Below are 23,434 nucleotides of genomic sequence, written 5' to 3' on the forward strand. Positions count from 1 at the left end.
TTTGAGCCTTTGCCGTCGGGGTCTTAGAATTATAACTAGAATCCGATTTTATAAAGAATATCAGCTCCTGCGACAAATTGGCGGTATGAAATTCTAGGTTAAAAAAACAAAGGGATACTACCCAACTGGCAGTTCCATTTGCGGATCACATGCTCTAGCGTAAAAGTAACAAAGGGGGAGCAGGGCGATGACGACATATACTTCAAAAAGAGACGCTCAGGCCATTCAGAATGGTGTTCACAGCAATCCATTCTCGGTTTTGGGGCTGCAAGAATGGGAAGACCAGCTTGTTGTTCGGGTCTTCATTCCCGGCGCATGCGAAGTAGAAGTAATCCACCACGAAACTGGCGCACTGATTGAGGAACTGGAACGCGATGATGTCGCGCCAGATCTGTTCGCCAAGCCGATTGCAGGCAAGAAAGAGTGGTTTGCCTATAAGATCCGGGCCCGCGTTGGGGATCATGTCTGGATTCAGGAAGATCCTTACCGTTTCGGTCCCGTTATCGGTGAGCTAGATGAATATCTTCTGGGTGAAGGAACCCATCAGTCGCTCTGGAAAGTACTCGGGGCCCATGTCATTACCCATGATGGAGTCGAAGGGACACATTTTGCTGTCTGGGCTCCCAATGCGCGCCGCGCTTCTGTCGTAGGCAACTGGAACAACTGGGATGGCCGGCGTCATGCCATGCGCCCGCGTGGGGTAACCGGTGTTTGGGAAATTTTCATTCCACAAGTGGGCGAGGGGCAGGCATATAAATATGAGCTGCTTGATCGTCAGGGCCAACTGCTTCCATTGAAGGCTGATCCCGTTGGTTTTGGCTCGGAACATGCTCCGCGCACCGCTTCAATCGTTCGTAAGCTTGATGGTCATGACTGGCGAGACGACGAATGGATGCAGGGGCGCGAGCAGACGACAAAAATTGACAAGCCGATTTCCATCTATGAAGTGCATCTGGGGTCTTGGCGCCGCGTCAAAGACGAAGGGAACCGGCCGCTGTCTTATTCAGAACTGGCCGAACAGTTGGTTCCATATGTCAAGGATATGGGCTTCACTCATGTCGAAATGATGCCAATCTCGGAATATCCATTCGATGGTTCTTGGGGGTATCAGCCTGTTGGTCTATTTGCACCGACCATTCGTCACGGCACGTTGGAAGAGTTTCGTGACATGGTGGAAGCGTTCCATGCTGCAGGCATTGGTGTGCTGATAGATTGGGTGCCGGGGCATTTTCCTGAAGACCCTCACGGTCTTGCCCGCTTTGATGGCACGGCGCTTTATGAACATGAAGACCGCCGCGAAGGCTTTCATCCGGACTGGAACACGCTCGTTTACAACTATGGTCGCCGCGAAGTCTCCAACTTCCTGTCCGCCAACGCGCTTTACTGGTTCAATGAACATCATATCGATGGCTTGCGTGTGGATGCAGTAGCGTCGATGCTGTATCGGGATTATTCGCGCAAGGACGGGGAATGGATTCCCAACAAAGATGGTGGACGCGAAAATTACGAAGCTATCGATTTTCTGCGAAACACCAACATTACCTCTTATCGCGAAGCCCCTGGCATCATGACGATTGCCGAAGAGTCTACGGCATTTCCAGGTGTGAGTGCTCCAACCAATCATGGTGGACTGGGTTTTGGCTATAAATGGAACATGGGTTGGATGAATGATACGCTGCGCTACATGTCTCATGAGGCTGTGCATCGCAAATATCATCATCACGATATGACTTTCGGAATGCATTATGCCTTTTCCGAAAATTACATTCTTCCGCTTAGCCATGACGAAGTCGTCCACGGCAAAGGCTCTTTGTTAAGCCGAATGCCCGGCTACCCGGCGGATCAGTTCGCGAATCTACGGGCCTATTTCGGCTTCATGTGGGGGCACCCGGGCAAGAAGCTGCTGTTCATGGGTGGCGAATTCGCGCAAGGGGAAGAATGGAACCACAATGAAAGTCTGGACTGGCATCTTCTTCAATATGACTTCCAGCGTGGTGTGCAGTCGCTTGTGCGCGACCTGAACCGCGTTTATCGCGAGGTTCCTGCACTTCATAGGAATGACAGCAATCCAAAAGGATTTGAGTGGATCGAATGCCATTCGGCTGAAAATTCCGTATTCGCCTGGATTAGATATGGCGATGAGGGCGATGCACCGGTTCTGGTGGTTTGCAACATGACGCCGGTTGAGCGTCAGAGCTATCGCCTTGGTGTGCCCAAGGCGGGTCGATGGGTGGAAATTCTGAACACGGATTCAAGCCTTTATGCAGGCGGTGGACGTGGCAATCTGGGCGCAGCAGAGACCGAGAATATTGGTTCGCATGAACGCGATGTTTCGCTCTCACTGACCTTGCCGCCACTTTCAACGCTCTATTTTCAACTGGAGCAAGCCTGAACGGATTTGAACGTGTGTCAACAATCACAAGTGGGGAGAGCATTTTATGAAACTCGATCGTGAAACGTCGAAACTTGCCAATCAATCGATGGCATTCATTCTCGCTGGCGGCAAGGGCAGCCGCTTGCAGGAACTCACGGATAAGCGCTCAAAACCTGCCATGTATTTCGGCGGAAAGAGCCGCATCATTGACTTTGCTCTATCCAACGCCGTGAACTCCGGTATCCGACGTATCGGTATTGCGACCCAGTATAAGGCCCACAGTCTGATCCGCCATCTGCAGAGGGGGTGGAGTTTTCTGCGTGAAGAACGTAACGAGTTTCTCGACATTCTGCCCGCATCGCAACGCATGAATGACGAAGCTTGGTATCAGGGCACATCGGACGCCATTTATCAAAATATCGACATTCTGGAGAGCTATGGCCCCAAATACATTGTCATTCTCGCCGGTGATCACATCTACAAGCAGGACTATGCCTTGATGGTGCGTCAGCATGTAGAAACGGGTGCGGATGTGACGGTCGGCTCTATTGAAGTGCCTCTGGAAGAAGCCAAGGCGTTCGGCGTGATGAAAGTCGATAAAGATGATCGCATTTTAGATTTCATCGAAAAACCCGAAAATCCACCTGCGATGCCAAACGATCCTGAACGCGCTCTGGCATCCATGGGAATCTATGTGTTCGAGGCGAAGTTCCTCTATGACATTCTGCGCGAGGAAGCCTGCAATCCCGATACGCATCACGATTTCGGTAAAGACATCATCCCTAAGCTGGTCAAGGGTGGCAAAGCTATCGCCCATCCATTTAGCCGGTCTTGCATTCGTTCCGGACTGGAAACGAAACCATATTGGCGCGACGTGGGAACCGTAGATGCCTTCTGGGAAGCCAATATCGACCTGACGGACTTTATTCCGGAGTTGGATATCTACGACAATGATTGGCCGATCTGGACGCATCAGGAGCTAACGCCACCAGCCAAATTTATTCATGACGAAGAGGGCCGTCGTGGTCAGGCCGTTTCTTCAATGGTATCCGGCGGTTGTATCATTTCAGGTTCATCCCTTAATCGTTGCCTGCTCTTTACAGGCGTAAAAGCACACTCATTCTCGAAAATGAGTGGTGTCGTGGCGTTGCCATATGCCGAAATCAATCGAAAGGCACAGCTCAAGGATGTCATTGTTGATCGCGACGTCAAAATACCAGCAGGTCTGGTTGTCGGCGAAGATCCTGAACTTGATGCCAAACGGTTCCGCAGAACTGAAAAGGGCATTTGCCTAATCACCCAGTCCATGATTGACAGATTGGACCTATAGATGAACATTTTATTTATTGCTTCCGAATGCTCACCATTCGTAAAAACCGGCGGTCTGGCCGATGTAATCGGATCAGTACCAAAGGCTCTCGAACAGCTTGATCACACGATCAAAATTCTTTTGCCTGCCTATCCGGATGTGAGTGGTTGGGCTCAACATGGTGATGTTCTGCTCGAATTGGAAGATCTGTTTGGTGGCCCTGCACGAGTCATATCCGTGCGGGCCAAAGGGCTTAATCTTCTGCTGTTGGAAGCACCCCATCTCTATGACAGGAAGGGGACCATCTATCTTGATGAAGAGGGGTTCGACTGGGAAGACAATCCCATTCGTTTTGGGGCCTTATCACTGATTGGTGCTAAAATCGGCTTGGATGGCATTGGCGGTTGGAAACCTGATGTCGTGCATGCTCATGATTGGCAAGCAGGCCTCGTTCCTGTCTATATGAAGCAATCCGGACGAGAAGCGCCTCCGTCGGTCATGACAATCCACAATATCGCATTTCAGGGGTTGTTTGATGGCAGTGTCGTACAAACTCTGGGATTGTCGGGCGATATGTTCAACCCAGATGGTTTTGAATATTGGGGGCATGCCGGTTTCCTAAAAGGCGGATTGGCCTTTGCAGACAAGATCACCACGGTAAGCCCCACCTATGCCCAAGAGCTGCTGACGCCTGAATTCGGAATGGGATTGGAAGGTCTTCTCAAAAGCCGCAAAAGCGACCTTGTCGGAATCTTAAACGGTATCGATCTCAGTGTGTGGGACCCGCAGGAAGACCCTAGCCTCACAAAGACCTATAGTGCCAAAAGCCTCAAACGCAAAGCAGCCAACCGGGAATGGCTTGAACAGCAATATGGCTTGGCAAGCAATCCTGATGCGCCTTTGTTCGGGATTGTCTCTCGCCTGACAACCCAAAAGGGTGTCGATCTGCTCATGGAGGTCATTCCAACCATTGTCGAGCGTGGAGCGCGGCTTCTTGTCCTCGGAACGGGTGAGAAACGGCTCGAAGAAGCGTGTCTCAATGCTGCACAGAATGCTCCGGACAATATTGCGGTCAAAATCGGCTATAGCGAAGATTTGGCACACAAGATCCAGGGGGGCGCGGACGCAATTCTCGTGCCTTCGCGCTTTGAACCCTGCGGTCTGACACAGCTTTATGCCTTGCGCTATGGCACAATCCCGGTCGTTGCGCATACGGGTGGCCTTGCTGATACGGTTATCGACGCCAATGCTGCCGCTCTAGCGACCAAATGCGCTACAGGTATCCAGTTCGCACCGACGACAGTTGAAGCCCTTGATTTGGCCATCCATCGGACATGTGACCTGTTTTCCGAAACCAAGAAATGGAAGGCAATGATGCGACGCGCCATGTCGCAAGAGGTGGGTTGGAACCAATCCGCCGAGCTATATGCAGACCTGTACAAGTCGCTCATTTGAATGACTGTGCCCAGTAGGACCGATCATTGATGAAATACAAGATATCCCATGGAACTCCACATCGACTGGGTGCCTTCTATGATGGTGAGGGCACCAACTTTGCGGTTTTTTCTGCGAATGCGAGTCAGATCGATCTCTGCCTGTTTTCCGATGACGGGACGAAAGAGATCGACCGGATATCTATGCCCGAAAGAACAGGACCGGTTTGGCACGGCTATCTACATGGTTTACAGCCGGGAACGCTGTATGGCTATCGCGCACACGGCATCTATGCACCAGAGCAGGGGCATCGTTTCAATTCCAATAAATTGTTGCTAGACCCTTATACGCGCGAGATTTTCGGGAAATGGACCCCGTCGGCGACCCTGTTTGGATATCAAAAAGGCGCAAGCGGTGGAGACTTGACCTTTGGCGCTGCAGATAGCGCGGCTTGCGTTCCGAAGTCCGTCGTTTCGGATCCGGCACTTAATGACTTTCTGCAAACTGAGGCGCCTGTCATGGATGGGCGTGATTTAATTTATGAGGCCCATGCCAAAGGTCTCACCAAACTTCACCCTGATGTGCCAGAGAGTTTGCGCGGCACCTATGAAGGGCTCGCCAGTGATGCCATGATTGATCACCTGTTGTCGATCAATGTACGAGCCGTTGAGTTGATGCCGGTGCACCATTTTCTTGACGACGAATTTTTGCTCGACAAGAATCTGGTCAATTATTGGGGCTATAATTCCATCGGTTTCTTTGCTTTGGAGCCACGGTATCTGGGGCCTGATGGTATTGTCGGTTTCCGAGCCATGGTGCAAAAGCTAAAGGCTGCCGGAATACAGGTCTATCTCGACGTGGTGTTCAACCACACCGCAGAAGGCGACCAGAATGGTCCTACCATTTGTTTCCGCGGTTTGGACAATGCGACCTATTATCGCCTGATTGCTGGCCAGCCACGCTATTATGTCAATGATACCGGCTGTGGCAACACGGTCAATGTTTCGCACCCGTATGTTCTGCGTATGGTTCTGGATTCCTTGCGCTACTGGGTGCTTTGTATGGGGGTTGATGGCTTCCGCTTCGATTTGGCAACGACGGTTGCTCGAGAAGACTATGGCTTTGATCTTTACGGCGGCTTCCTTGATGCCATCCGACAGGATCCCATTCTCTCCACCGTGCGCCTGATCGCGGAGCCATGGGACATTGGCCCGGGTGGCTATCGTCTTGGTGGCTTTCCGCCTGAATTCTCCGAATGGAACGACAGCTATCGAGATACCACACGTCGATACTGGAAAGGTGATCCGCAAACAACGCCAGATCTGGCCTCCCGTTTGCTCGGCTCGGCTGACAAATTCGATCGGGCAGGGCGCCGCGCCTGGTCTTCGGTTAATTTCATTTCTGCCCATGACGGTTTTACGCTGGCCGATATCACCCGCTACAACAATCGCCACAATGATGCGAATGGTGAAAGCAACATGGATGGCCATGGCGCCAACTATAGTGACAATTGCGGCACTGAAGGCGATACGAAAGATCCGGTCATTCTTGCGCGTCGCAAACGCCGTCAGCGGAATTTTCTGGCTACACTGTTTCTCAGTCAGGGTAGCCCAATGTTGCTGGCGGGCGACGAGATTGCCAATAGCCAGAAGGGCAATAATAACGCCTATTGTCAGGACAACGAAATTGGCTGGGTTGATTGGGCCAATGCCGACAATGACCTGATGGAGTTCGTGCGCTACCTGAGTAGCTTCCGGCGCGAGCACAAGGCTTTGCGTCAGGACCGCTTTTTGCATGGTGCCAAGCGTCAACAGGACGATCTGCGAGACGTGGAATGGACTGATTTTGGTGGCTTCTCGCTCAAATGGCGCGACCCAAGCCTCTCAAGCTTCTGTCTCACCTTGCGTTGCTCTGCTGAAGCACCGTCATATGAAAAAGACAATGATGTTGTATTTATAATTTTTAACCGCAGCAATGTTGCTGCCAGTGTTGTTTTGCCCTCCTGTCCAGATGGATTTCGCTGGGTCAGGGCCTTGGATACGGCACAACAAACCCAACACCCGAGCCTGGAAACACAGCAGGATTCCACCGAAATTTCGGGTTCCTCCGTCGTTGCCCTGATACTAGAAGCGGATACTGCAAACACATGAATCAAGACAAGCTGAACGCTCTTGCTGGTTTTTTTGGAATTCACACTGCTTACAACGATTTTGACGGCAATCTGGTTCAGACGTCAGCAGAAACTCAGTTGGCCCTTCTGCGCGCCAATGGCTTGCATCTGGACAATGATGCAATGATCGACGAGGCCATTGACGCCTATGTGGTGGCCGAACAGGATCGATGGTTTCCTCGTGAGTTGATCACCGGTACCGGCTTTGATTATCAGTGCAATTTCGGCCTTGGTGCCCGTTGGCACATCGAGTTGGATGAAGACCTTTCTGACGAGGTTAGAAGCGGCATACCGGATGAAGCCTTGTGTGGCATTGCCGACACGCATATCTCCCTGCCACCCTTGCCATCAGGAATCCATGAGCTGGTTTGTGAAGTGGGTGGGCGGGTCGAAATCGTCACGCTTATCACTGCCCCGCTTACAGCGCCATCCGTTGAGCAATTGACGGGCAAAGGCCGCGTTTGGGGTATCAATGCGCCGTTATATGGCTTCCGGTCACATCGCAATTCCGGCATTGGTGATTTTGAAGACCTGGCTCAGTTTTCCGAGTATGTGCAATCCCTTGGCGGGAGTTTTGTCGGCATAAATCCCGTGCACGCCTTGGGCTTTTCAGATCGATATGCCATGAGTCCCTATTCTCCGACGCACCGGGGCTTTCTGAACACCCAGCATATCGCGATTGATCGGTTTTGCGGCATGCAGGATACTCCTCAACTTCATGCGTTGTTGCAGGCCGTGGAAACGCAATGGACTGAGTTGAGAGCAACTGATCAGGTCGAATATCAATCCCATCGCGTATGTCACAATGCGGCAGTGCGCGATTTACATTCGCTCTTCCTTGCTCATGCAGATCAGGCATCTCTCGACGCTTTGGCGGCCTTCAGAGCTGAGAAAGGGTCTTATCTTGAACGCTTCGCGCTCTATGAGGCTCTATCAGATCATTACGGCCCTGAATGGCACCGCTGGCCGGTGCAGTTTAGAGATCGCCAAGAAGATGCCATACGTGCTGCCAGAGAATTGTATGCTGCGCGGATTGACTTCCATGTCTGGCTCCAATGGATAGCAAGTGTGCAGCTGACCCAAACACAGCAACGGGCAAGCGGCAATGGTGGCTTGGGGCTCTATCTGGATCTTGCCGTTGGCGCGCGTCGCGGAGGCGGCGAAAGCTGGTGCGAGCATGACAGTGTCGCTCAGGGCATTTCTTTAGGCGCGCCTCCTGATCAATTAGGGCCTGACGGTCAGAACTGGGGCCTCGTCGCCTATGCGCCCAAAAAGCTGGCCGCGAACAAATACAAGTCTCTACGCAACATCTATCGATCCGCCATGCAATATGCAGGCGTCCTGCGTATTGATCATGTGCTCGGTTTGAACCGAAGCTTCTGGATACCTGATGGTGGCATACCCGGAGCGTATGTGACTCAACCACTCGATACATTCCTTTCCATTCTCTCCATTGAGGCAGATGCTTCCAATACGGCTGTAATCGGGGAAGATCTCGGCTTGGTGCCAGACGGTTTCCGCGATGCTGTGCAAGCGCATGGCATTTATGGCTACTCGGTCCTGCAATATGAAAAATGGCCCGATGGCCGTTTCAAGCATCCCAACGAACTAAGAGAATTCAGTCTGGCCAGCTTTAGCACCCATGATACGCCAACCCTCAAGGGCTTCATCTCTGGATGTGACATCAAGTGGCGGGACCGGATCAGGGGCTCTGAGCATCCTTCAACCGCAGCTTTGGAAGCGCGTGCGCACGATGTCGCGGAACTCGCCAAACTGGATCCGGATGAAAGCACACATGGCGATTTGAGCTTTGATCATCTCTTTAACTCGATCCATGGGAGTTTGGCGCATTCACCGGTTGCCATGTTGGCTGTGCAGCTGGATGACATTCTGGCTGAGGAAGAAGCCCAGAATCTGCCCGGGACCGTCGATCAGCATCCAAATTGGCGCAGAAAATGTTCGCTGGAGCTAGAGGATCTGCCCAAGGATAAAGCTTTTGATGAGGTAGCACATATGATGAAAGAGAGCGGCCGAAGTCTCTGAGAACTTGACGTTTCGCAATATGTGTCAGGAGGCAGAAATGGCCCGTCAGCTTCATGCCGACAGGCCATTTTTTTGGTTTCCAATTATCAACCGCGTCAGCGACGGCAACCAAACCGTCTTTCCCAATAGACAATGGTGTCAACGCGTCTCTGCTGTGCTGGCGCCAGACGCCCCCATGGAGCGTAGCAACGCGGACCGAAGACCTGTCGCGCTCTGGCGGTTTTAAAGCAGTAACCTTGTCGGGCAAAAATCGCGTTGCGAGCATACCAAAGTTCGCCGCAGGTCATATTGCGATAGCCCTGCGCAGCGGCCTTGTTTGGCCCCAACACTCCGTCCAACAATGGTGATATGAACATGATGCCAGCAGCCATCATGATGGTAGAAAATAACCGAGCCTTCTTCATTAATCTGTCCCCTTGATCAATGGCCTAACGGCCGCCATCCGCTTACCTTCTTGAGATGACAGTATAACCCGAAAAGGATTGGGTTAACATTGATCACCTGTACTAGCCTTTCAAAATGCAGGGGGAACAGGGGGCAATAAAAAAAGCCAGCTTTGCGGGCTGGCTTTTTGTTGGTTATTTTCAACCGGATCAATAGACGTCGCGCACGTAGCGCTTTTCCTTTTTCATCAGATTAACATAGTCCATGGCACCGTCTGAGCTGAGACCAGCCTGTTCTGAAATCACCTTGTGCAAGGCGCGATCCACGTCTTTGGCCATGCGAGAGGCATCGCCACAGACATAAAAATGACCACCTTCTTCGAGTGCAGCGTAAAGATCCTTAGCATGCTCTTGCATACGGGTCTGGACATAGATCTTCTCAGCCTGATCGCGAGAGAAGGCAAGATCCAGCCGGTTCAGAATGCCGTCAGATTGCATCTTGGCCAATTCGTCCTTGTAGATGAAATCGGTCTTTTCATGCTGGTCACCAAAGAATAACCAGTTATAGCCCTTGGCTCCGATTGCCTGACGTTCCTGAAGGAAGGCGCGGAACGGAGCGATACCAGTTCCCGGTCCAACCATAATCATGGGAACATCGTTGTTTTCTGGCACGCGGAAGCTCTTGTTGGGCGAAACAAAAACCTTGGATTTTTCATTGCCGACACGATCAGCAAGAAAACAGGATGCAACGCCACCATGTTTGCGCCCATGGCTTTCATAGCGTACGGAAGCAATTGTTAGATGCACGCTGTCTGCAAACATCTTCGAGCTGGAGGAGATAGAATAGGCACGATGCTGCAAAGGTTTGAAGAGCTTGATCAGCTCATCAACCGAAAAGCGTGCTTTGGGATGCAGTCTTGCAATATCCAGAGCATCCTTGGACCACAAATACGCTTCCATCGCCTCTTTGTCGTTGAAGTCGACAATATGCTGGAGATGCTCATCATCCGTGCGAGCCGCAATGGCCTTGATGAATTCACTGGACGGTGTTGAAATTTCCAACTGGCTGAACAGCAGTTCTTCAAGCGACTTGTCTTTGCCGGATACAGCGGTATCTCCGGACACACCCAAATAGTCCAGCCACTCTGAGACGAGGGCAGGGTCGTTGGTCGGGACAATGTTCAGGGCATCGCCTGCAACATAGTTTGGCCCATCGTTGGAAAGATCAAATTCGTAATGGCGAATTTCTTTCGCGGAGCCTTCACCTGAAAGCAGATGATTGACCGTAACCGGCGCTTCAAACGGGTTCTTGCGCGTCCATTTAGATTTGGCCGGCTTGGCAGCCGCCGCAGCGCTATGCGGGATTGGCCCACCTGCGTCTTCGGGCTTGTGTTTTGCCAGTTCTTCGCGCGCTGAGGCCATCCAGCCGTCAGCACTTTCTTCAAAGTCGACGTCGCAGTCCACACGAGCCGCCAAACGCTTGGCACCCAGTTGTTCGAACCGCAGGTCAAACTGCTTACCGGCTTCGCAATAGCCGTCATAGGCGGTATCACCCAGCGCCAGAACAGAGAAATGCATATGTTCAAGGCGAGGGGCGTCCGCCGCCTTAAGGGCATCCCAGAAGAGTTGCGCGTTATCAGGCATTTCCCCTTCACCATAGGTGGAGGTAATCAGGAAAACATAATTCATTTCGACCAGCGCGGATACTTCCACATCATCCAGCGAGGCGACAACGGCGTTGACGCCTTCTGCCTTGAGCGTCGCGGCGAAATCTTCAGCCAACCCTTCCGAGTTCCCTGTCTGGGTACCGAAAAGGATGTGAGCGGTAATGGTCGATTGGGATTCGGACGTAGAGGACTTTTTGCCGGCGAGCATCTGGGTGTGCAGCCCCGCATAGAAGCCAGCTAACCAGGACTTCTGGTCTTCAGAAAAAGGGGAGTCATCAGGAAGGAAAGGTATGGTCATCTCTCATTGATCCGTCAATTGAAATTGATATCGAAAGGACGTCTTGGAAAGCAGGTGCTCATGGCACCTGCTTGACCAGTTCCTGGCTGGAAGTCGCAGCAAACAAGCTTTCGAAATCCGGCAACTCGCCCATGGCTTTGCGGTTCAACCGATCCTGAAGCAGGATCCAACCATATGTCCCGATGGAATCCATCAGGCGGACGTTACGGTTGGACAGAGCCGTTTTATAGTCCTTCATGCGCTTGTCAGAAACCAGCACGGCCAGTTCCAGATCTGAATAGTCTTCCAGAGCCTTGCGCGCGATGCCGGACAATTTCGTCATCAGGGTGAAATCCTCGGTGAGGATTAGCTTGCGAACACCGCTATTGAGCGTTTCCGCACTGATTTCAGCGCCGCGATAGCGCCCTTTGACGATCTGCTGGGCCATGTTGATCACGGTGAAATTGTTGATCAGCTCATACATCAGCTTGGTGTCAGTTTCACCTTGCTGAGGAATGATGCCGTTCGCAATCACCTTGCCATCCCGATAGGCCAGCTTGAACTTGCGCAGTTGGTACGAAACCAGTGCGTTTGCTAGCTCTTCGGTCAGTTCCTTGCGTGGTTTGGCCTTCAGAATAGCTTCATAATTCTGATAGGTTTCAAGCGCCAACGGCGTGGCGAACTTGAAGTTAGCCATTTCAGTATCAAAATTTTCCAGAAGGAACTTGGCTTTTTCAGAACCGGTGAACTTCACGTGATGACGCAGCAGGCGCTTGACTGCGATCTGGTGGAGCTTGGCCCGGTCACTATCGCCGTCAAGACGATGCAGCTTGACCGAGTCATGGCTGTAGAGGGCTTCCAGCTGATCATAAGGATCATACTGGTAGGCAACACCACCGGACATGCCGTTACAGAAGCCCTTGCCAAAGCCGCCAAGGTTCATGATGGCTCCGTTGGTCATATATTCGCCGCAGAAGTCACCAACCCCTTCGACAACTGCGGTTGCCCCGGAGTTACGAACGCCAAAGCGGTCGCCAGCGCCCCCTTCAACAAACAGAGACCCGCCAGAGGCGCCAAAGAGAGCGAAGTTGCCGATCAGATAGTTTTCTTCTGTACCACCACCCGGCGTATGGATGGCGATGTTGCCACCAGATGCGCCCTTGCCGACACCATCGTTACAGGTGCCGACATGATGGAACACCATGCCGGAGTTACAGAAGGCCGCAAAAGACTGGCCAGCTGAACCGTGCGTGTGGATTTCCAGCGTTTCTGGCTTGAGCATGTTGCGCCCGCGATCATCGGTATAGACCATCGGCATGGACTTCACATGCTTTTCAGAAATTTCGTGCTGCAGCATGCGTTCGATGTCAATCGCCAACTGGCCACCAACGGTCTTGTTGCGGTTGTCCAATTTCTTCTCAACAACGAGCTTTGCATTTCTGTGATGGCGCTGAACAGCCTTGTTCTTGAATTCCTTCAAGAGCATATCGTCAATTTCAAAATGCGCTTCCAGATAAACCGGCTCTTTGATGTGAACTTCTTTGACCACTTGCAGCATGTTGCGCAGATCCATCTGACCGATCGCGCTTGGATGCTTGATCAGGTGCAGATAGTCTGAGCGGCCACGGGCTTCACGCATGCTCTTGAAGCCGAGATTTGAGAGAATCTCGCGGCATTCATGGGCGATATTCATCAGATACTGTCCAAGAGCGCGCGGGTCACCATCGAACACTTCTGAGTTTGTCGTCAGGCCTGCAGGGCATTTGACGTTACAGTTTTTCGCCATGACGCATTTGAGCATCATCAAGGCTGTCGTACCAAACTCGAAGCTGTCGCCACCAAGCAGGCAGGATTTGATCACATCTGTTGCAGTCTGGTGCGCACCGGAGCAACGCAGGACGACCTTGTCGCGTAGACCGTTGGCACAGAGTGCCTGATGCACTTCAGCAAGACCGATCTCGGCTGCACGGCCAGTGTTTTTGAGCGAGGTAACCGCAGCAGCCCCCGTGCCACCGGTGTTCCCGGCAATATTGATGACGTCAGCACCAGCCTTGGCAACACCCACAGCGATCGTGCCAATGCCTTCAGAGGATACGAGCTTAACGATAACTCTCACACGCGCTGCCTTGGCGTCATGAATGAGCTGCGCCAGATCCTCAATGGAATAGGTGTCGTGATGCGGAGGAGGTGAGATAAGCTCGACCCCCGGCGTGCCGCCACGCGCGGCAGCAATCTCGACCGTTACTTTCTTGCCTGGCAACTGGCCGCCTTCACCCGGCTTGGCACCTTGTGCAATCTTGATCTCGATTTCTTCTAGCGTCGGGTCGGCCAGATAGCCGGTCCAAACGCCGAAGCGACCGGAAGCAAGCTGCTTGATGCTCGAAGAGCGGATCGTGCCATAACGGGAATAATGCTCACCACCTTCACCAGAGTTGGAGAAGGCGCCGACCATGTTTGCACCATGGGCAACAGCTTCATGAGCCGGAGCCACCAGAGCCCCATGAGACATGGCGCCAGAGGCTAGCATCGCCGTAATTTCATGAGCTGGCTGAACCTTGTTCAGAGCCAACTTGCCGTTTGGACGCTTGTGGTTGGCCAGATAGTTATGCGCAAGCCCCTTGGCGGTGATATGAATATGTTCACCATCAGTTTCCATGGTGAGCAACTCGTCACCGAACTGTTTTTTCAGGGCGACAGAAAGGGCAACCAGTCTTTCGTGGCTATATTTGCTCGCAAAGAAGGCCGTAAAGCTGTCGTCCTTATTGTGATGAACCCGCAAACCACGCACATAGAAGTTGTTGTTGCCGATCAGATCATGCCGGAACAGTTCGTGTTGGAATTCATCTGCCGTGGTTGCCCAGCTGATATCCGTTGGGAAGCTCAGTACGTCACGCAGAGCCGCAGGACGTGCTTCACGTTCCTTGGCCAGTTCCAGAGCAAACTTGCGATAGTTTGGCGTGATTTTGAAGGCGTCGATTTCCTCCGGCGTACGGCGTCCGAAGCTGGTGTTCCGATAGGAATCCGAGCTCTTGCCATAAGCATCCTTGAGTTTCTCGACAGGCAGAAGGCGCAAATCATTGACATTTGCATCGCCCTTTTCAGGGGCGGACAAATCCGACTGGATCGGCTCTTCAGTCATTTCAACAAACCCGCGAACAGCCAACGTACCATAAGTATGACCGGCCCCCTCGGAACGCTCTTTAAAGAGTCCGAGAAGAGGAATGTCATCTTCGGTTTTGACTTCGCACGCGCGAATGTGCCAATCAACAACGCTTTTTGCTACAGAAGCAAAGTCAACGCCACCAACCGTGTTCTTCATGTTGGGGAAGTAGCGTTTCAGAATGGCTTCGTCCGTATCAAGGAAGTTCGGCTCAAAGAATTCACCGCCAATGTAGCTCTCCGCGGTGCAGAGGCCAACCTTACCCATGGTCTTCATGAGGGATTTGTTGGCCGCGTAGATGAACTGCTTGATATTTGCCTTGGCAGCGTCAAGGTCGCCCTTAGCAAACTCCATGGCGCGGGCTTCCACGACGATCGGCATAACAGCCGAGGCACCAAAGCCCAGAGCCGTCGCGATCTGATGGGCAGAGGCAATCTGACCACTTTCCGCAACAAGAGACACACGGAAGCGCACGCCCTGTTCAATTAGGCGCTGGTTGGCAGCCGAAATCATCAAAGGCAGAGGAATGGCGGCTCTTTTCTCGTCCACCATCGCGTCGGACAGGATGACGATGCCACCCTTTTCGCGCGCAGCTTCTTCCACCTCATCGCAAACGGCATCAACCGCGGCGATGAGATCGTCCTGTGCCTTTGTCTTGTTGGCTTTGTGATCAACAAGGAAGGTCATGGCGATTTCGGTGACTTCCACATCGCCTTGCGCCCGAATGGCAGCCAGATCATCTGGCGAAAGCACCGGCGTTGGAACGACCAACTGCTTGGTTTCGCCTTTGTTAAAATGTGGCTTCGCACCCAGGGCAACACGCAAGGTCATGCCGTCTGCTTCGCGTAAACTGTCGAGCGGCGGGTTGGTGACCTGAGCAAAGCGCTGGGAGAAATATTTCGACATGCCGCCTTCCTGATCGGTCAGCGCGTTGATCGCTACGCCGTAGCCCATAGCCGAAATCTTTTCCTTGCCGGTCTGCATCATCGGATCGAGCAGGAACTTGAAGCTTTCCTGGTTGAGACCATAGGCAACCGAACGCTGAACATCGGTGAAGGATTCCGCAACCTTGGTTTTGCCATCTGTGCGCGGCAGATCATCAAGATTTTTGCGGGCTTTCTCAAGCAGCGAACGATAGTCGCGCTTTGACGCAAGCATTTTGAGAGCTTCATCTGACGTGAAGGACTGCTTAGCCTCATGATCATAGTAAAGCATGCCACCAGCTTCGATGCGTCCACGCCGCAAGATGCTTTCAGGGTCAAAATCAACCTGACCGGCCTCTGACATCACACAAAGATATTCGTCCGTCTCTACAGAGCGGAGAGGGCGCAGGCCCAAACGGTCAAGGCGCGCACCCACGACATTGCCGTTACCGAAGATCAAAGCGGCCGGTCCGTCATTCTTTTCTTCATAAAGAGAGAAATATTCGAGCATCACGCGAACATCTTCGGGAAAACGCGTGTCATTCTCCCAAGCTGGCGGCATCATGGCCACAACAGCCGTGATCAGATCAAGATCGTCCTCAATCAGACGACGCTCCAGCGTTTGGTCAAGACGCGCAGAATCAGACTGCCCGGGAGGGGAATAGATCTGCTGATTTTTCATCTGGGCAATGGTTGCTTCAGAGAGACGGTTCTTCTTGTCCGTGTTGAGCTCGCCGTTATGCGCCATCAAACGGAACGGCTGCGCCATGGAAGGCTGCGGCTCGGTGTTGGTGGAGAAACGCGTATGGAAGAACAGCGAGTGGATCTTGTGATCCTCATCGGTCAGATCGTAAAAATAGGGGATGACCTCGTTCGAGTTGAGGCGGCCCTTATAGACCTGCGTATGCGCAGACATGGAAAGCGGGTAAAGCCCCTTGAGGTCAGGATCCAGATAAGCCACGGCTTCAATGGCCATTAGCGCATCATGAATCTTGCGGTCAAAGGTCTTGGCATCCATCGTTTCATCTTTAATGAAAACAACCTGATGCACCGTCAGCATATATTTCAAGGCTGCCGGGCGAATGACCGAATTGTTCACCGGAGCATCGCGTACAAGAACGATGCGCAAACCATTCTTTTCAAGGCTTTCCTTGATCAGCTTGTCTGCAGCATCCCAGTTCTTTTTCAGCTCTGGCAGGAAGAAGTTGCCAACGCCGAATTCGCCCAGTTCCAAAGTGGGGAGGCCTGTGATCTTGCGGAAGAAAGACAGAGACAAATCAACGCAAACGCCAGCGCCATCGCCGACACCTTCCGCGCTCATGCCGCCACGATGGGGAACGGTGCACAAAGCTTCGTTCGCCTTCAAAAGAACATCATGGGTTTGAACGCCGGATTTGTAAGTCAAGAAGCCAACACCGCAGCTGCTTTTTTCAAAGCTATGGTCATACAGGCCGAATTGATTCTGAGACTGTTCCAAACCGCTTATCCTCACTTTTTAAGGGCGCGACCTCTAAGTCCGGTCCAAAATATGGACCAAAGTGCGAGATCGTCGTCTTTATCCGAAACCGGACCATTGCAGTGATCCGTAATGACGACGAGCATACCGCTCGACGGTTCCGCTTTGCATTGCACCTTGGAAGGTGCCTGCGCCATTGAACTATCGCGTAATAAAAGGCTGTGAAACCTGAGTTATACAGACAATTATAGCTCAACTCTTGCAAAAAGGGGCGCAAAAACCCCGATCATCTATTTTACTCTTTAAAACAGATGCCGAGAATTCATGTCACAGAACTAAGGCTGTGCGTAAATGGTATGGGGGAATGCGTCAAGCTCATAAAAGATGAAAACGGACGATTTTTTCGTTTGCCGGTCATTTTTCCGTACATTCTGCGCAATTGTTTCTTCAGGTCCGTGTATTAAATACAAACGTTCCAAAGCTGAAGATGTTTGATTATATGCAGAAAAGCCCGCAAATGTGCGGCGATAGGCCTCATGATTTCCATTGCTCAAGAGTGCTGATCCACTCGATCAGCAAAAAACTCTCTGTGCCATATCGTTCGCGAGTCCAGTTTTGTGAAACACCATCATTACGCTTGCATAGACTGTCTTTGACTTGAGACTAACCCGGCGAGATCTAGTTTAAAATTGCCCACGCGTCGTCAAAAGTAAAGCGTATATTGGAGCCTAACCTTGCCGATTGCCCGCTATAGGCAACCACTTCCGCTCCATCACTCATCTCAAGGCAAATACGATATCTCTCGCCTAGATAGGTGGAGCCGACAACACGCGCGGGCAATCCGTTTTCCTGATCGAGCCTGATATGCTCGGGGCGTACGCACAAGCTAACCGGACAGGCCTCCATCTGTGATGCAACAAATTGATCCTGCCGCGTGCGGAACTCCTGTCCATGAACAACCACATCGCGCCAGCATCCATCCTGTCGCTTTTCCAGATAGCCTGTCAGGATGGAACTCTGCCCGATAAAACGGGCTACGCGTTCGGTTTTGGGCTGGCTATAAAGATTTTGCGGCTTATCGACCTGCGCCAATTCACCATCAAACATCACAGCAATGCGATCAGCCATGGCCATGGCCTCAGACTGATCGTGCGTTACATAAACCATGGTGGCGCCAGATCGCTCGTGGAATTCGACAAAGGAATTCTGCATTACCTCACGCAAATGAGCATCAAGATTGGAAAGGGGCTCGTCGAGCAACACTGCATCTGGTTGCATGACGAGACAGCGAGCAAGTGCCACCCGCTGCCGTTGCCCGCCAGAGAGTGTCGCGGGTTCCTTGTCCGCAAAGTCTAGCAAAGAAACCATATCAAGTGCATCGAAAAGAATTGCCTCCATCTGCTCTTCGGGAATCTTGCGTATCTTGAGAGGATAGGCGACATTCTCGGCCACCGTCATGTTGGGCCACAGCGCGTAGGACTGAAATACAATACCCATATTGCGTTTCTCTGGCGCCAAATGGCATCGCGCATCGGATAAGACGCTGCTGCCTTTATAGATGGCGCCAAAGTTGGGGCGCTCAAACCCCGCCGTCAGCCGCAGCATGGTCGTCTTGCCGCATCCGGAAGGACCGAGTAGGGCAATCATTTCGCCATCTTCAATATCGAGTGAGACGGATTTCAAAACCTCGATATTGCCGAAGCTTTTAGAAACATTGTCGTATGTCAGCTTCGCCACGGTAGTCTCCTATAGCTATCAAATCGCCACGGGGTGCCGCGGAGGATAGCGACATATCTCTTCTTGCTATCGATTCTGCTAGATGTGGCGAACGAGTCTTAATCCACCATTTAAAAAGCCGGATATTACGGTTCGATGACGCTTAAATGAAACTAATGTAGCAAGTTGCATGGTCGCACTATCGGGTTCCCTTTGCTAGATGGTTTTGGCAAGGCATTGAAAATGTGAGATTTTTTAAGGGGTTGTGCAAACGACAAGCGAACTGAAACGGGAAGTACAACCCGTTTCATTTGAAACAAGAAACTCTTCAACGAGAAAGTCCGTAGTCAGTATGTCTGTTTCACATAGCTGCCTGGAGCGTCTTCGAGCGGGGAATATTGTTCCGAGCCTACCGGGCGCGCATCGACGCAAGATGTTTCTTTGGTAATAATCCAACGGTGCCAATCAGGCCACCATGAGCCCTGTGTTTCCTGCGCACGTTCCAGCCAATCGCCTAGCGCACCTTCTACAGGGCCGCCACGCCAGAATTGATATTTGCGACGCTCTGGAGGATTGACGACGCCTGCAATATGTCCCGAGCCGCCTAATCTAAAATCCACCGGTCCCCCAAAGAGCTTGCACCCCTTGAATACGGAGCGGGCAGGGGCGATGTGGTCTTCCTTCATGGCAAGGCAATAGATTGGCGACCGGATTGCTGAAAGTTGAAGCTGCAGACCATCCAGTATCATAGTTCCCGTTGCCAGCGCATTCTCCAGATAGCACTTGCGTAAATAATAGGAATGACAAGCCGCCGTCATGCGGGTGCAGTCCTGATTCCAGAACAGAAGATCGAAGGGAAACGGCTCAAGCCCCCGCATATAGTTGTTGACGAAATAGGGCCATATCAGATCGTTTGGCCGCAGCATGTTAAAGACATTGCCCATCGACATGCCGTCCAGATAGCCTTGCGCATTCATGACCTTTTCCAGCTCGGTGAGTTGCTCTTCATCGATGAATATCTTGAGATCTCCCGCTTCGGTGAAATCCACCTGCGCAGCAAAGAGCGTTATGCTGTTGATCCAATCAAGATTTTTGGCTGCAAGATAGGCTGCCGCAGCAGAAAGCAAGGTGCCACCAACGCAATAGCCGACTGTATTGACGCGATCCTCGCCTGTTATCTGTCGAATTGTTTCAATGGAATTGATGACACCATCCTGCATATAGTCTTCAAAGGTCTTGTGCTTCAGGCTTTCATCAGGATTGACCCAGGAGACCGCAAACACCGTATGCCCCTGTTCCACGCACCACTTGATGAAGCTTTTGCGCTCATTGAGATCGAGAATGTAATATTTATTGATCCATGAAGAGAGGATGAGGAGAGGCGTTTTCAAGACCGTGTCGGTGTTGGGTTCGTACTGGATAAGCTGGCAGATATCATTCTGGGCGACCACCTTGCCTGGCGTGATGGCAATATTTTCTCCCAGACCAAACTCAGAGATATCCGTCTGCCGGATGAGTAAATTGCCGCCACCAGCCTGAATGTCCTCGGCCAGCATCTGCATGCCACGGATCAAATTCTCTCCGTCATTTTCCAGCGTCTCCCGTAGCAGCTCGGGATTCGTCAAGACATAGTTGGAGGGAGAGAACGCATTGATTATCTGATTGACGTAAAACAGCGCTTTGAGTCGGGTGTGGTCATCAATCGTCTCGGCCTCGCTGACCATTTCATTGGCCCACTGAGACGCAATAAGATAGAGCTGCCTAACGAATGAGAAGAAAGGATTACTCTGCCATTCCGGATCATTAAAGCGCAAATCATCCTTGCCGGCAAAGGCGACATCCTCTTCATCTCCTCCGAGCATTTTGCGACTGGATGCTCCCCAAAGATCAAGACAGCGCCCCCAAAGTCGCGTTTGCGCTTCCATCGCACGCACCGGATCAGAGGACCAGTAGTGCGTCACTTCACCAAAGGTGCGCACCATATGGTTTACATAGTCAACCGTATGCGTATCCATGCCATTTTCACGCGGACGAAGATAAGCGGACGCAACCTTGCCAGCCTGCTCAACAACCTTGGCGATGTTGGCTGCAAATTTCTCTGGGTCATGGATCATGAAATCAGAAAATTCCGTCGGCCCCGCGCCCCCACTGGTAGAGGAAGACGCATCAGCAGTCTTGTCCGCGCCGTGCGACCCAGCTGTGTCATCGTCCTTGTCTTTCTCATCAACCATCTAAAGCCGCCGATCCACACAATTCATTAACGGGAAACATCTGACTTGGTGCCTCAATCCGAGATAGGTCAGGTACGCCAAGATAATCGCTTGCTTGCTTTAGACAACACCGGACAAGCACATATTAACTAGGCCATTGGCATTATAGCCAAGGACACTCATCGTACTATGGTCGACAAGCTAAAATGTCTAAAAACCCGATGATCTCTTGAAATTTCAAGTGATTGGCATAAATAAATGCATTAATGCGACAAATCGGAGCAGTACGTGTCTGCTGATTGTAGTATCACGCAGATCATGGTGATCTCATAGAAAAGGAAGCATGATTGGCTTCCTTATCAGTCTGTATCTTTTCCCTGGATATACAGATCCATAAAGCGGGCACGCTTCTGACAGGAATGAAACCGATGAATGAGAAAATTGGCCTTGCTCTTAGCGCTTCTCTCGTTTTGTTTTTGGCAGGTTGCTCTGCGACGCACTCCGATCTGGCGAGCGGGGAATTGACCGATACCAATGACGTCTATGCTGCATCAACCCCTGATGCTGCCAATGCGCAGGCTGGAGAAATCTCCAACGCGCAAGCGTCAACCATCGCGCGCGTACCTTTCGCGCCGAGCCAGTTGGGTTATTCTCTGGATCTTCTCAATGAAGGCCCCGACACAACGGACTATCCGACGATCACCAATCTCAAGGATAAGGATCCCTCGCTGTTGGCGCCCGAAGAGAGAAAGAAATTGGAAGAAGAGCTCTTGCAACTGAATGCGCGAGCGAAGCAGTAAAATCCGCTTGGTATTGTTTGGTATTTGACCATTTGATCAAAGTTGCCGATTTGCCAAGAATCCTGTCCGGAGTCGGTAGCCACATTTAATGTGGCCATCTTATTGACTAATTCCCATGTGCAAAAACTGATTTAGATCTGGCAAACCAATCCGGTTAGCGCCATTTTCACCAACACTTCACAAGGCTAAGCCTTCAATTCTGTCCCTGTCCTAATATCAAGGAGCCTAACTATGGATGAGTTCCATAAAATACGCCGTCTCCCTCCTTATGTCTTTGAACCGGTCAACCGGATTAAGGCGAAGGCGCGAGCGGCGGGCGCGGATATCATCGATCTGGGCATGGGCAATCCTGATTTGCCAACACCAAAGCATATCGTGGAAAAGCTCACCGAAACGATCCAGGATCCCCGGACACACCGCTATTCGACGTCACGCGGCATTCCTGGCCTTCGTCGTGCACAGGCCGCCTATTATGAACGTCGGTTCGGTGTGAAGCTCAATCCTGAAACCGAAATCGTCGCTACACTCGGCTCGAAAGAAGGCTTTGCCAATATGGCTCAGGCCATCACCAGCCCTGGTGATGTGGTGCTCGTGCCAAATCCGACTTACCCGATTCATTCATTCGGTTTCATCATGTCCGGTGGCGTTGTTCGCTCCATGCCAGCTGAACCGAATGAAGAATTTTTCCGGTCCATCGACCGTGCCGTACGCCATTCGATTCCAAAACCGATCGCGCTCATAGTCAACTATCCGTCCAATCCGACGGCCTACACGGTTGATCTCAACTTCTACAAGGAAGTGGTCAAGATCGCCAAGGAACATGACATCATGGTTCTGAGCGATCTGGCTTATGCCGAGATATATTTTGGCGATGATTTGCCACCCTCCATTCTGGAAGTGGAAGGGGCCAAGGATATCGCGGTTGAATTCACCTCGCTATCCAAGACCTTCTCCATGCCGGGCTGGCGCATGGGATTCGCTGTTGGCAACGAACGGATGATCCGCGCCCTGACTCGCGTTAAATCTTACCTTGATTATGGTGCTTTTACACCTATTCAGGTCGCCGCAGCGGCTGCCTTGAATGGGGCGGAAGACTGCATCAAGGAAGCACGGGACGTCTACAAATACCGCCGCGATGTAATGGTTGAGAGCTTTACGCGCGCTGGCTGGCCGATACCAAGTCCGGATGCCACCATGTTTGCCTGGGTGAAGGTGCCTGAGCAATTCCGCGACATCGGATCTCTGGAATTTGCCAAGCGCCTTGTCGAGGAAGCCCATGTTGCGGTCGCTCCAGGCGTCGGCTTTGGCGAATATGGGGACGACTATGTTCGCCTTGCGTTTGTAGAAAACGAACAACGCATCCGACAGGCTGCCCGCAACATCCGCCGTTTCATGGCCTCAGCCTGAGTATAAGTCCTCAGGATCGTTTGTAGATAGAAACAAAAATGCCATCCGCGAATGCACACAATTCTGGCAAAAGCCAGATTGCTCTTGCGGATGGTCGTTGGCTTG

The 23,434-nt window shown here is 51.8% G+C and carries 12 protein-coding genes; 7 read left to right on the plus strand and 5 right to left on the minus strand.

Annotated elements, in window-relative coordinates; translation table 11 throughout:
- Positions 1-187: 187 nt before the first annotated feature.
- Genes glgB through malQ form a run of 5 tightly spaced genes read left to right on the plus strand, consistent with a single transcriptional unit; the run spans position 188 to position 9,330 of the window.
- On the plus strand, positions 188-2,392 hold the full coding sequence (gene glgB, locus BM258_RS18575) for a 1,4-alpha-glucan branching protein GlgB (protein ID WP_090074734.1): 2,205 nt from the start codon (positions 188-190) through the stop codon (positions 2,390-2,392).
- A 46-nt stretch (positions 2,393-2,438) separates the two neighbouring features.
- Positions 2,439-3,704: a glucose-1-phosphate adenylyltransferase gene (gene glgC / locus BM258_RS18580; RefSeq protein ID WP_090074735.1), complete on the plus strand. Its 1,266-nt coding sequence runs from the start codon at positions 2,439-2,441 to the stop codon at positions 3,702-3,704.
- The gene (glgA, locus tag BM258_RS18585; protein ID WP_090074736.1) at positions 3,705-5,138 is read left to right on the plus strand and encodes a glycogen synthase GlgA; all 1,434 of its coding nucleotides are present in this window, start codon (positions 3,705-3,707) and stop codon (positions 5,136-5,138) included.
- A gap of 29 nt (positions 5,139-5,167) precedes the next feature.
- Positions 5,168-7,267 carry a glycogen debranching protein GlgX gene (gene glgX / locus BM258_RS18590; protein ID WP_090074737.1) on the plus strand — a complete coding sequence of 700 codons (2,100 nt, stop codon included), beginning with the start codon at positions 5,168-5,170 and terminating at the stop codon, positions 7,265-7,267.
- Positions 7,264-9,330: a 4-alpha-glucanotransferase gene (gene malQ, locus BM258_RS18595; RefSeq protein WP_090074738.1), complete on the plus strand. Its 2,067-nt coding sequence runs from the start codon at positions 7,264-7,266 to the stop codon at positions 9,328-9,330. The genes glgX and malQ overlap by 4 nt, the downstream gene beginning before the upstream one ends.
- A gap of 95 nt (positions 9,331-9,425) precedes the next feature.
- On the opposite strand, the gene BM258_RS18600 is transcribed toward malQ, so the two are convergent.
- The 5 genes from BM258_RS18600 to phaC form a co-directional block, all read right to left on the minus strand.
- On the minus strand, positions 9,426-9,734 hold the full coding sequence (locus BM258_RS18600; RefSeq protein WP_090074739.1) for a YARHG domain-containing protein: 309 nt from the start codon (positions 9,732-9,734) through the stop codon (positions 9,426-9,428).
- A gap of 189 nt (positions 9,735-9,923) precedes the next feature.
- On the minus strand, positions 9,924-11,678 hold the full coding sequence (locus tag BM258_RS18605) for a diflavin oxidoreductase (RefSeq protein WP_090074740.1): 1,755 nt from the start codon (positions 11,676-11,678) through the stop codon (positions 9,924-9,926).
- A 58-nt stretch (positions 11,679-11,736) separates the two neighbouring features.
- Positions 11,737-17,217 (minus strand): glutamate synthase-related protein, encoded by a 5,481-nt coding sequence (locus BM258_RS18610; RefSeq protein WP_090074741.1) that lies wholly within the window; start codon positions 17,215-17,217, stop codon positions 11,737-11,739.
- A gap of 657 nt (positions 17,218-17,874) precedes the next feature.
- Positions 17,875-18,933: an ABC transporter ATP-binding protein gene (locus tag BM258_RS18615; RefSeq protein WP_090074742.1), complete on the minus strand. Its 1,059-nt coding sequence runs from the start codon at positions 18,931-18,933 to the stop codon at positions 17,875-17,877.
- A gap of 326 nt (positions 18,934-19,259) precedes the next feature.
- Complete coding sequence (gene phaC / locus BM258_RS18620) at positions 19,260-21,143, minus strand: class I poly(R)-hydroxyalkanoic acid synthase (RefSeq protein WP_090074743.1); 1,884 nt, start codon at positions 21,141-21,143, stop codon at positions 19,260-19,262.
- A 407-nt stretch (positions 21,144-21,550) separates the two neighbouring features.
- On the opposite strand from phaC, the gene BM258_RS18625 reads away from it, so the two are divergent.
- Positions 21,551-21,922: a hypothetical protein gene (locus tag BM258_RS18625; RefSeq protein ID WP_090074744.1), complete on the plus strand. Its 372-nt coding sequence runs from the start codon at positions 21,551-21,553 to the stop codon at positions 21,920-21,922.
- Between the two features lie 231 nt (positions 21,923-22,153).
- The gene (locus BM258_RS18630; RefSeq protein ID WP_090074745.1) at positions 22,154-23,329 is read left to right on the plus strand and encodes an LL-diaminopimelate aminotransferase; all 1,176 of its coding nucleotides are present in this window, start codon (positions 22,154-22,156) and stop codon (positions 23,327-23,329) included.
- Positions 23,330-23,434: the final 105 nt, after the last annotated feature.

It is taken from the genome of Cohaesibacter marisflavi (assembly GCF_900115225.1).
Classification (GTDB): Bacteria; Pseudomonadota; Alphaproteobacteria; order Rhizobiales; family Cohaesibacteraceae; genus Cohaesibacter; species Cohaesibacter marisflavi.

What these genes read in the sequence shown, in the direction of transcription:
- glgB (WP_090074734.1), top strand. Translation starts at nt 188, where the DNA reads ATGACGACATATACTTCAAAAAGAGACGCTCAGGCCATTCAGAATGGT.
- glgC (WP_090074735.1), top strand. Translation starts at nt 2,439, where the DNA reads ATGAAACTCGATCGTGAAACGTCGAAACTTGCCAATCAATCGATGGCA.
- glgA (WP_090074736.1), top strand. Translation starts at nt 3,705, where the DNA reads ATGAACATTTTATTTATTGCTTCCGAATGCTCACCATTCGTAAAAACC.
- glgX (WP_090074737.1), top strand. Translation starts at nt 5,168, where the DNA reads ATGAAATACAAGATATCCCATGGAACTCCACATCGACTGGGTGCCTTC.
- malQ (WP_090074738.1), top strand. Translation starts at nt 7,264, where the DNA reads ATGAATCAAGACAAGCTGAACGCTCTTGCTGGTTTTTTTGGAATTCAC.
- BM258_RS18600 (WP_090074739.1), bottom strand. Translation starts at nt 9,734, where the DNA reads ATGAAGAAGGCTCGGTTATTTTCTACCATCATGATGGCTGCTGGCATC.
- BM258_RS18605 (WP_090074740.1), bottom strand. Translation starts at nt 11,678, where the DNA reads ATGACCATACCTTTCCTTCCTGATGACTCCCCTTTTTCTGAAGACCAG.
- phaC (WP_090074743.1), bottom strand. Translation starts at nt 21,143, where the DNA reads ATGGTTGATGAGAAAGACAAGGACGATGACACAGCTGGGTCGCACGGC.
- BM258_RS18625 (WP_090074744.1), top strand. Translation starts at nt 21,551, where the DNA reads ATGAATGAGAAAATTGGCCTTGCTCTTAGCGCTTCTCTCGTTTTGTTT.
- BM258_RS18630 (WP_090074745.1), top strand. Translation starts at nt 22,154, where the DNA reads ATGGATGAGTTCCATAAAATACGCCGTCTCCCTCCTTATGTCTTTGAA.